At 58.3% G+C, this 10,386-nt stretch carries 10 protein-coding genes; 7 read left to right on the top strand and 3 right to left on the bottom strand.

The genetic code is table 11. The annotated features are described in order from the left end of the window. Window positions 1-573 precede the first annotated feature (573 nt). From lon to cmoB, 7 genes are all read left to right on the top strand, one after another. On the top strand, window positions 574-2,994 hold the full coding sequence (gene lon, locus BK659_RS11200) for an endopeptidase La (protein ID WP_123425124.1): 2,421 nt from the start codon (window positions 574-576) through the stop codon (window positions 2,992-2,994). A 234-nt stretch (window positions 2,995-3,228) separates the two neighbouring features. Continuing rightward, window positions 3,229-3,966, top strand: coding sequence for a hypothetical protein (locus BK659_RS11195; protein ID WP_123425123.1), 738 nt, complete (start codon window positions 3,229-3,231; stop codon window positions 3,964-3,966). Window positions 3,967-4,230: 264 nt separating this feature from the next. Next, entirely contained in the window at window positions 4,231-4,461 is a 231-nt protein-coding gene (locus BK659_RS11190) for a hypothetical protein (RefSeq protein WP_123425122.1), read from the top strand. Window positions 4,462-4,931: 470 nt separating this feature from the next. Next, window positions 4,932-5,324, top strand: coding sequence for a protease inhibitor I42 family protein (locus BK659_RS11185; RefSeq protein WP_123425121.1), 393 nt, complete (start codon window positions 4,932-4,934; stop codon window positions 5,322-5,324). Window positions 5,325-5,326: 2 nt separating this feature from the next. Beyond that, on the top strand, window positions 5,327-5,962 hold the full coding sequence (locus BK659_RS11180) for a lysoplasmalogenase (RefSeq protein ID WP_123425120.1): 636 nt from the start codon (window positions 5,327-5,329) through the stop codon (window positions 5,960-5,962). 182 nt (window positions 5,963-6,144) lie between these two features. Beyond that, a complete protein-coding gene (gene cmoA / locus BK659_RS11175) occupies window positions 6,145-6,924 on the top strand; it encodes a carboxy-S-adenosyl-L-methionine synthase CmoA (RefSeq protein WP_185015329.1) in 780 nt (259 codons plus the stop codon). Then, window positions 6,921-7,877: a tRNA 5-methoxyuridine(34)/uridine 5-oxyacetic acid(34) synthase CmoB gene (cmoB, locus tag BK659_RS11170; protein WP_123425118.1), complete on the top strand. Its 957-nt coding sequence runs from the start codon at window positions 6,921-6,923 to the stop codon at window positions 7,875-7,877. Before cmoA ends, cmoB begins: the two co-directional genes overlap by 4 nt. A gap of 132 nt (window positions 7,878-8,009) precedes the next feature. Here cmoB and tadA read toward each other — a convergent pair whose 3' ends face one another. The 3 genes from tadA to BK659_RS11155 all read right to left on the bottom strand — a co-directional run bounded on the left by tadA (window position 8,010) and on the right by BK659_RS11155 (window position 10,384). Then, entirely contained in the window at window positions 8,010-8,507 is a 498-nt protein-coding gene (gene tadA, locus BK659_RS11165) for a tRNA adenosine(34) deaminase TadA (protein ID WP_123425117.1), read from the bottom strand. After that, window positions 8,507-9,883, bottom strand: a complete 1,377-nt coding sequence (locus tag BK659_RS11160; RefSeq protein ID WP_123425116.1) for a multicopper oxidase family protein — start codon at window positions 9,881-9,883, stop codon at window positions 8,507-8,509. The genes tadA and BK659_RS11160 overlap by 1 nt, the downstream gene beginning before the upstream one ends. Window positions 9,884-10,093: 210 nt before the next feature. After that, the gene (locus BK659_RS11155) at window positions 10,094-10,384 is read right to left on the bottom strand and encodes a PTS sugar transporter subunit IIB (protein ID WP_123425115.1); all 291 of its coding nucleotides are present in this window, start codon (window positions 10,382-10,384) and stop codon (window positions 10,094-10,096) included. Between the last annotated feature and the right edge of the window lie 2 nt (window positions 10,385-10,386).

Genomic DNA, 10,386 nt, shown 5'->3' with positions numbered 1-10,386 from the left:
ACATCTGCGAAAGATAGGCCGGCTGTCAGGCCGCCATCGCAGGCAAGCCAGCTCCCACAGTTTTGATTGGTGTACATCCGCAAGAGATTGGCCGGCTGTCAGGCCGCCATCGCAGGCAAGCCAGCTCCCACAGTTTTGATTGGTGTACATCTGCAAGAGATAGGCCGGCTGTCAGGCCGCCATCGCAGGCAAGCCAGCTCCCACAGTTTTGATTGATGTACATCTGCGGGAGATTGGCCGGCTGTCAGGCCGCCATCGCAGGCAGGCCAGCTCCCACAGTTTTGATTGGTGTACATCTGCGAAAGATAGGCCGGCTGTCAGGCCGCCTTCGCAGGCAAGCCAGCTCCCACAGTTTTGATTGGTGTACATCTGCGAAAGATAGGCCGGCTGTCAGGCCGCCTTCGCAGGCAAGCCACACAGTTTTGATTGGTGTACATCCGCAAGAGATTGGCCGGCTGTCCGGCCGCCAGGATCAAAAGATCGCAGCCTTCGGCAGCTCCTACAGATGCCACCCATTGAAACCACCCCCCACCTGCCCCATCTAACTTACATAGCCCATTACGCAGGTGCCCCATGAGCGACCAGCAAGAATTCCCGGATAACCCAAGCGACTACGCCGACCCCGAAAACGCCGAACACCCCACCTCCGAAGGCAAAGGCCTGGCCCTGCCCGGTCAGAACCTGCCGGACAAGGTCTACATCATCCCGATCCACAATCGCCCGTTCTTCCCGGCGCAAGTACTGCCAGTGATCGTCAATGAAGAACCCTGGGCCGAAACCCTCGACCTGGTCGCCAAGTCCGAACATCACTCGCTGGCGCTGTTCTTCATGGACACCCCGCAGGAAGATCCACGACACTTCGACACGTCCGCCCTGCCGCTCTACGGCACCCTGGTGAAGGTCCATCACGCCAGCCGCGAAAACGGCAAACTGCAATTCGTCGCTCAGGGCCTGACCCGCGTGCGCATCCGCACCTGGCTCAAACACCATCGCCCACCGTACCTGGTAGAAGTCGAATACCCGCACCAGCCGAGCGAGCCGACCGATGAGGTCAAGGCCTACGGCATGGCGCTGATCAACGCGATCAAGGAACTGCTGCCGCTCAACCCGCTGTACAGCGAAGAGCTGAAAAACTACCTCAACCGCTTCAGCCCCAACGACCCGTCGCCGCTGACCGACTTCGCCGCCGCCCTGACCTCGGCCACCGGTAGCGAGCTGCAAGAAGTGCTCGACTGCGTGCCAATGCTCAAGCGCATGGAAAAAGTCCTGCCGATGTTGCGCAAGGAAGTCGAAGTCGCGCGGTTGCAGAAAGAAATCTCCGCCGAGGTGAACCGCAAGATCGGCGAGCACCAGCGCGAGTTTTTCCTCAAGGAGCAACTCAAGGTCATCCAGCAGGAACTGGGACTGACCAAAGACGACCGCAGCGCCGACGTCGAGCAGTTCGAGCAGCGGCTGGTGGGCAAGGTCCTGCCGCCACAGGCGCAGAAACGCATCGAGGAGGAATTGAACAAGCTGTCGATCCTCGAAACCGGCTCGCCGGAATACGCGGTCACCCGCAACTACCTGGAATGGGCGACGGCGGTGCCGTGGGGCGTTTATGGCGAGGACAAACTCGACCTCAAACACGCGCGCAAAGTCCTCGACAAACACCACGCCGGGCTCGACGACATCAAGGACCGGATCCTCGAATTCCTTGCCGTCGGTGCCTACAAAGGCGAAATCTCCGGTTCCATCGTGCTGCTGGTCGGTCCGCCGGGCGTGGGTAAAACCAGTGTCGGCAAATCCATTGCCGAATCGCTGGGGCGGCCGTTCTATCGCTTCAGCGTCGGCGGCATGCGCGACGAAGCCGAGATCAAGGGCCACCGCCGCACCTACATCGGTGCGTTGCCCGGCAAGCTGGTTCAGGCGTTGAAAGACGTTGAAGTGATGAACCCGGTGATCATGCTCGACGAGATCGACAAGATGGGCCAAAGCTACCAGGGCGACCCGGCCTCGGCGCTGCTGGAAACCCTCGATCCGGAACAGAACGTCGAATTCCTCGATCATTACCTGGACCTGCGTCTGGACCTGTCGAAAGTGCTGTTCGTCTGCACCGCCAACACCCTGGACTCGATCCCCGGCCCGTTGCTCGACCGGATGGAAGTGATTCGCCTGTCGGGTTACATCACCGAAGAAAAGGTCGCCATCGCCAAGCGTCACCTGTGGCCAAAACAGCTTGAGAAAGCCGGTGTATCGAAAACCAGCCTGTCCATCAGCGACAGCGCGCTGAAAGCCTTGATCGACGGTTATGCCCGCGAAGCCGGGGTGCGGCAGTTGGAAAAACAACTGGGCAAACTGGTGCGCAAGGCCGTGGTGAAACTGATCGACGAACCTGCAGCTGTGATCAAGCTCGGCCCCAAAGACCTCGAAGCCTCACTGGGCATGCCGGTGTTCCGCAACGAACAAGTACTGTCCGGCACCGGCGTCATCACAGGTCTGGCCTGGACCAGCATGGGCGGCGCGACCTTGCCGATCGAAGCCACGCGCATTCATACCCTCAACCGCGGCTTCAAACTCACCGGGCAACTGGGTGACGTGATGAAGGAATCGGCCGAGATCGCCTACAGCTACGTCAGCTCACACCTCAAGCAATTCGGTGGCGACGCGAAGTTCTTCGACGAAGCCTTCATCCACCTGCACGTCCCCGAAGGTGCAACACCGAAAGACGGCCCGAGTGCCGGCGTGACCATGGCCAGCGCCCTGCTCTCGCTGGCACGCAACCAGCCGCCGAAAAAAGGCGTGGCCATGACCGGCGAACTGACGCTGACCGGGCACGTACTGCCGATTGGCGGGGTGCGCGAGAAGGTGATTGCGGCGCGCCGGCAGAAGATCTTCGAACTGATATTGCCGGAGCCCAACCGTGGCAGTTTTGAGGAATTGCCGGACTACCTGAAAGAAGGGATAACGGTGCATTTCGCCAAGCGCTTTGCGGATGTGGCAAAGGTATTGTTTTAATCTTTTCTGTATAGCCGACTGCCAAGTTACGCACTTGGCAGTCACCACATTTCATATAGCAAAAAAACTGAAACCCTCGAAATAATCAGTCTAAAAAACTGTCAACTCTGACAGTTACCGCTCCTGCCTCCACTCCACATACTGGTTGCCGAGGGCGCTGATCCCTGGCGCCCCAGCCCATCTGTAGTTAAAAGAAATCTATAGATAGAATTTATTCAGATTAAGGAGAATCTCATGAACCCTTTTATTACAAACCCTCATACAATCAAGCGCCCCCTGCAAGCCTCGACACAAGAAGAAGACATAAAATTAATTCACGACAAAAGATTGGAAACCGACTTTACATCGGGCCGCATTGAAATCATCCCCTCTGACGGAAAATGGTGGGCTGCAAAACTCACCCTCAAAGTAAAAATAGCGCCAGCAGAAACCATATTTAACGTCGACAAGGAAATCATCACTCAAAACCCTGAATACCATGCAAGCTCTGGCTTTTTTTCAAGACATATATTTAGTCACGTCGCCGGCTACAAACTTGACAAAGAAGACACCGAAAGTCTTTTAGGGGGCGATACCGCTGAATTTGCACGTCTCACACATATATTTATCAAAAGGCATGCCATACTAGACTGGTTCGATACAATTTTTTTGCAACTCGAAGACAGTCAATTTAACGCAACCAATAACAACATTAACTTCACATACTTTATATATTCCCTACCAACTGCCGGCATTTCTAAAGAAGAATTCATCAAGTCTATTCAGACAGAATTAAAGTGGATCCCTATACGCCTTGGCATGGGCATTGAAGCGCCGGGGCTACAAACCAAGATTTATAGCAATGGTTCGGATTATTTTGTAAACCACACTACCTTGGGACGAGTTCCTGGTGGACTTTACTATCTGGACTTAATGAACTGGGATGGTCAAAATCAAGACTTCCAGCTAGGCCATATTAAACACACAGGCTAACCCTCCTGCTTCTGGAGAACACAATTCAAGGTAGAGCCTAATCCACACTGATGCCCCACAAAACCACCTGAATGAAGGGATCACCGTGCACTTTGCCAAGCGCTTTGCAGATGTGGCGAAGGTGTTGTTCTGACCTCATACCTCACCGTATTGCGGTTGAAACATAGTAAGCGCCGCCTGTCGGAACTGTTATTTTTAACAGGTGGCGCTCACCTTCCAGACTGATAAAACGGTTGCTCACTCCACATTCAAGGGTAAGCAATCATGGAAAAGAAAACCAAGCTGCCTATTCCCACCATCTCGATTCCAATGGAAGGAGGCGAGTACGATATGTTGATACCGGAAGGAACCGGCGAAGTCGATGCTGAAATTTTCATAAATTTTTCCTACGCCTCCGAGACTGATTGGGTAAGGGCCGGCCAGGTGGGGCAGGATGGACGCTGGCAGCATCGCTATCCCTCCGGCGGATTTGAATTTCCTAACAAAAATATCTAGATGCGTGTAAGGCAGGAACATTGGAACTATGAACCGTCAGATCCAAGCCAAAGGGTAACTTACACAAAGTTACTTGGGCGACCGGTCATTAATATACCGGGCGCGGGAGAATCACTGCCTCAGCACGAACAGAGGATCGAAGGCACAACTAAATTTCTACTGCACGCCAACATTGAAATTGAGCTGACGAAAGTAACCCTTCCCGTCCTCATTTACAAAACCAGTGCTCGCCCCGATCCAAGCGGATGGTGGAAGTGTTGTTCTGACAATGATGTAGCGAATGCACTACCGCTATCGCGAGCAAGCTCGCTCCCACAAGGACGGCGATAAACCTGTGGGAGCGAGCTTGCTCGCGATGGCGTCAGCACTCACGACGCCAAACCCTCGGCCGTCCCAGTCGGGACCGTCACAATTTGTCTCATCTTCAGTTATGCTCGCCGTTCGTCGTGAATGCCGGAGCCGCTGACCTTATGTCCCCCACCCGCCTGTTTGTCCCCCTGAGCCTCGCCCTGCTGGCCGCCTGCGCCACTCAACCGAAACAGAACGTGACGGTGGAAAAACAAAGCGAATGCCCGGTGCAACTGAACAACGGGCAACACCTGATCCTGACCCTGCCGAGCAACCCGACCACCGGTTATCGCTGGGCGGTCCAGGATTCGGCTGGCGGTGTGCTGCGGGCGATCAGTCCTGAGGTGTACACCAACCCGGAGAACAGCGGACTGGTGGGCAGTGGCGGGCAATCGACCTGGCGCTTTCAAGCCTTCGCCGCGGGCAACGGGCGCTTGCGTCTGACTTATCAACAGCCGTGGGAGCCAGAAGTCACGCCCGCGCAAACCTTCGACTGCGCGATTTCGGTTAACTGATCGTGGGTTGGCTGATTCTGGCGCTGATGGGCGCGGTGACCTTTCTCTACGGGGTGAGCGTTCACGCCGAGTTGCTGTGTCTGCTGGTCAAACCGTTGCCGGTGTTGGCGCTGCTCGGCTGGTTGCACGATGCACCGCCCGGCGACTATCGGCGCTGGATCAGCCTGGGTTTGATCTTTTCCCTGCTCGGCGATGTGCTGCTGGCGTGGCCGGGGGATTTATTCGTGTTTGGCCTCGGCGCGTTTCTGGTCGCGCATTTGGCGTATTTGAAGGCGTACTTGAGTGATTGCCGGCGCTTGGCGCTGTTGCCGCTGATTCTGGCGCTTGGGGTTGGCGCGCTGCTGCTGGGGATACTGATCAGCCATGGCCTGGGGCCGTTGCTGATTCCGGTGATTGTTTACGGCGTGGCCATCAGCGCCATGCTCTGGCGCGCTCTGGCCCGTTTGGGCAGTGACGTGCCGAAGCGTTCAGCACTGTTGGCGGCCGCTGGCGCGGTAGCGTTTGTGTTCTCCGACAGCGTGATTGGCATCTGCCGCTTTGTGCTGCCGTTCGAGGCCGCGCCCTATGTGATCATCCTCAGCTACTGGCTGGGGCAATGGGGGATTGCGGCGTCGGCGTTCCACCAGAAACCGCGCTGAACCCATCGCGAGCGAGCTCGCTCCCACATTTGATTTGTGCTGCACACATAGTAAGTGCCCGACTCAGAACCACTGTGAGAGCGAGCTTGCTCGCGATAGCGGCATAACTGAAGACACAGACATCAGCGCCTGCCCGGCGGTTTATCAGACAACCCGCGCATCCGCGCGCCAAGTTGGCTAAAATGCCGGCCTTTTCCACATCCGCCGCTGGAACCGCCGTGAGCAAAGAACCCGATCGCCTTTTCGCCCAGCCCCTGGCCCAGGTGCCCGACTTCGCCTTTAACGAGGACGTGGTGCGGGTGTTCCCGGACATGATCAAGCGCTCGGTGCCGGGTTACCCGACCATTGTCGAAAACCTCGGCGTGCTCGCGGCGCAGTTCGCCCAGCCCAACAGCGTGCTTTACGACCTCGGTTCTTCCCTCGGCGCAGTGACCCAGGCCCTGCGCCGTCACGTACGCACCGACGGTTGCCGGGTGATCGCTGTGGATAACTCGGCGGCGATGGTCGAGCGCTGCCGCGAATACCTCAACGCGCAGGACTCGATGTTCCAGGAGCTGCTGCCGGTTGAAGTGATCGAAGGCGACATCCTCGCGCTGGCGTTCGAGCCGGCCTCGGTGGTGGCGCTGAACTTCACCTTGCAGTTCATCGCCCGGGACGAGCGCACTGCACTGCTGAGCCGCATTCGCCAGTCGCTGTTGCCGGGCGGTGCGCTGATCCTTTCGGAGAAGCTGCGTTTCGAAGACGCCGAAGAACACGCGCTACTCACCGACCTGCACATCGCCTTCAAACGCGCCAACGGCTATAGCGAACTGGAAATCGCCCAGAAGCGCAGCGCCATCGAAAACGTCATGAAGCCCGACAGCCTCGAAGAACACCGCGAACGCCTGCTGGCCGCCGGGTTCTCGAAAGTCGTGCCGTGGTTCCAGTGTCTTAACTTTGCCTCGTTGATTGCCTTGCCATGATCGATCTGTCTCCCCTCGCCCGCCGTCTGGCCGGTACACCACTGGCCGACTGGGCCAACACCCTGCAAGCGCAACTCGACACCAAAATGGAAAAAGGTCATGGCGACCTCGAGCGCTGGCAGAGCGCGCTGGACGCTTTGCCGAAGATCCAGCCGAGCGAAGTCGATTTGCTGAACGGCTTGACCCTCGACACCGACTGCGACGATGAAACCCGCGCGCAAATGCGCACCGCGTTGATGGGCCTGTCGCCATGGCGCAAAGGTCCATTCGACTTGTTCGGCGTACACGTCGACACCGAATGGCGCTCGGACTGGAAGTGGTCGCGGGTCGCCCCGCACCTGAACCTCAAAGGCAAACGCATCCTCGATGTCGGCTGCGGCAACGGCTATTACATGTGGCGGATGCTCGGCGCCGGCGCCGACAGCGTGATCGGCGTCGACCCGAACTGGTTGTTCTTCTGCCAGTTCCAGGCAGTGCAGCGTTACCTGTCAGAACCGTCGGCCTGGCACCTGCCGTTTCCCTTTGAGGATCTTCCTCCCAATCTCGAGGGCTTCGACACGGTGTTTTCCATGGGCGTGTTCTATCACCGCCGCTCGCCGATCGAGCATTTGCTGGCGCTGAAGGATTGCCTGGTCAAGGGTGGTGAGTTGGTCTTGGAGACGTTGGTAATCGAAGGCGACGAACAGCAGGTGCTGGTGCCGGAAGACCGTTATGCGCAGATGCGCAACGTCTGGTTCCTGCCGTCGGTGCCGGCGCTGATGCTCTGGCTGCGCCGTGCAGGCTTCAGCGATGTGCGCTGCGTGGACGTCAGCGTGACCACGGTTGAAGAACAACGCGGGACCGAGTGGATGAAGTATCAGTCACTGAGCGACTTCCTCGACCCTGATGATCACAGCAAGACCATTGAAGGTTTGCCAGCGCCGATGCGCGCAGTGATCGTCGCCCGTAAATAAATACCTATCTCCTGATCACTGGAGATCCCCTGTGGGAGCGAGCTTGCTCGCGATGGCGGCCTGAAATTCAACATTGATGTTGGATGTTAGGGCCTCATCGCGAGCAAGCTCGCTCCCACATTGGTTTGGTGTTTAGTCTGCTGGCTTGGCTCTTCGGGCCTTGAAAAACTCGCTCAACACCGCGCCGCACTCGTCAGCCAATACCCCGCCTTCGACCAGCACCCGGTGGTTGAGAAAGCCCTGGGTGAAAAACTGCCCCTGGCTTTGCACGATCCCGGCCTTGGGCTCCAGCGCCCCATAGACCACCCGCGCAATCCGCGAATGCACGATCAAACCGGCGCACATGCTGCACGGTTCCAGCGTGACGTAGAGCGTGCTGCCCGGCAGACGATAGTTGCTCACGGCCTGCGCCGCAGCGCGGATCGCGACCATTTCGGCATGGGCGCTGGGGTCGCTGCCGCTGATCGGGCAATTGAAACCACGCCCGATGATTTCGCCGTCCTGCACCAGCACCGCGCCCACCGGCACTTCGCCGAGGGCGGCACCTTGCGCGGCCAGGGCCAGGGCTTCACGCATGAAGTCCTGATCGCGGCTACGGTCGATGATTTGTGTGGGGCGTATCTGACGCATCAGGCCACCTCAATGGCGGCCATCAGGCCGGTTTCCATATGGTCGATCACATGGCAGTGGAACATCCACACCCCCGGGTTATCCGCCACCAGTGCCACCTGGGCGCGCTCGTTCTTGCCCAGCAGGTAGGTGTCGGTGAAGTACGGAATGATCTTTTTGCGGTTCGAGGCAATGACCTTGAAGCTCATGCCGTGCAAGTGAACCGGGTGCTGGTACTGGGTCATGTTCTTCAATTCGAAAATGTAGCTTTTGCCTTTCGCAAGCTTAGCAATCGGGCGGTCGGCGCAGGTTTTATCGGTGATGTCCCAGGCCTTGCCGTTGATCTGCCAGAGGCTCGGCGGCTTGCCATTATCGACATTCACCGAGACCGAACCGACCCACTCGAAATTGAAGTTGAGCTTCTCGGCGTTGGCCAGGTCCGGCTCGGAAATCGGGTTGGCCGGCAGCGCTGGCGGCCACTGGGTTGACGCGTCAGTGTTGGCCACCGAGCGCAACGTGCCAATGCGTACCGGCCCGTTGCGCAGCGACAACTCTTCACCCGCCGCCGGTGCCTTGATTGCCAGGCAAATGCGCATGCCCGGGCCCAGCCAGTATTCCTTGCCCAGCGGACGCGGCTCGATCGGGTTACCGTCGAGCGCGTAGATCTGCGCTTCGACACCGGGAATGTTGAGGCGGTAAGTCAGGGTGTTATCGAGGTTCAGCAGGCGCACGCGGGTGATTTGCCCGGCCGGCAACTCGATCACCGGCAGCGGTACGCCATTGATCGTCGCCAGACGACCGGCCGTACCACCACGCGCCGCTTCACGAGGAACGCTGAACGGCACGAAAGCGCCCGCTTCATCGACGTGCCAGCTTTTCAGGCTGAGTGTCTTCTCGTACTTGAAACCGGTGGGCTCGCGTTCTTCGATGATCAGCGGCCCGACCAGCCCGCGACCCAGCTCTTGGCTACTGTTCACATGCGGGTGATACCAGTAACTGCCAGCATCCGGCACACGGAACTTGTAGTCGAAATACTCGCCCGGCAACACCGGCAGTTGCGAGACATACGGCACGCCGTCCATCTCCAGCGGCAAACGGATACCGTGCCAGTGAATGGTGGTGGGCACCGGCAGGTGGTTGATAAAACGCACTCGCAGCCATTCGCCCTGGCGCACCCGCAATTCCGTCCCCGGCGCCGACGGACCAAAAGCCCAGGCCTCAGTTTTGTGCCCCGGCACCAGTTCGACATCCAGCGGTGCGGCGATCAGTTCATAATCGTGACCTGCGTTGGCGTCTGCCATTTTCCCCAGCCAGTAACGCGATGCACCACCGGCCCCGACGCCCACCACTGCCAGACCGGCCAGACCACCCAGTATTTGTCGACGGGTAAAAGACATGAACTCAACAACCTCACGTATCAGCGGCAGGCCTATGCCCGCAAAAGGCGAATACGATACACCTGCGGTTGAGAAACAGTAAGGGCAACGCGGCGACTGGTCACAGTCAAATCATGGCTGGCAATGCCCTGTGGGAGCGAGCTTGCTCGCGATGGCGTCGTTGAATACGCCAAAAGCATCGCGAGCAAGCTCGCTCCCACAGGATGACGTTTACGCTTGAAGACCGGTGATCAGATGAACCACCCCATCTTCCAGCATCATGACTCCCGGCACACCCGCCGCGCGCAAGGCCGTCGCGTCCAGCAGCGCGGCGTCTTTCAACTCCACCCGCACCCGCGTCAGTGCTACGCGCTGCCGGGATTTGAGGTTACCGGCTCCACCCAACGCGGCCATGACGCTCGGTGTCAGCAATGCTGAAGACGACCGTGCCACCTTCGGCTCATCCACCAGCAGATCCGGGGTCAATGCCTTCCAGAACGCCCGTTGCATTTTCTCGAACATGT

The sequence above is a fragment of the Pseudomonas brassicacearum genome, from assembly GCF_003732225.1.
In the GTDB taxonomy this organism is placed as follows: domain Bacteria; phylum Pseudomonadota; class Gammaproteobacteria; order Pseudomonadales; family Pseudomonadaceae; genus Aquipseudomonas; species Aquipseudomonas brassicacearum_E.
Note: the sequence above shows the minus strand (reverse complement) of the source record. Positions and strands in the feature narration are given on the sequence as shown.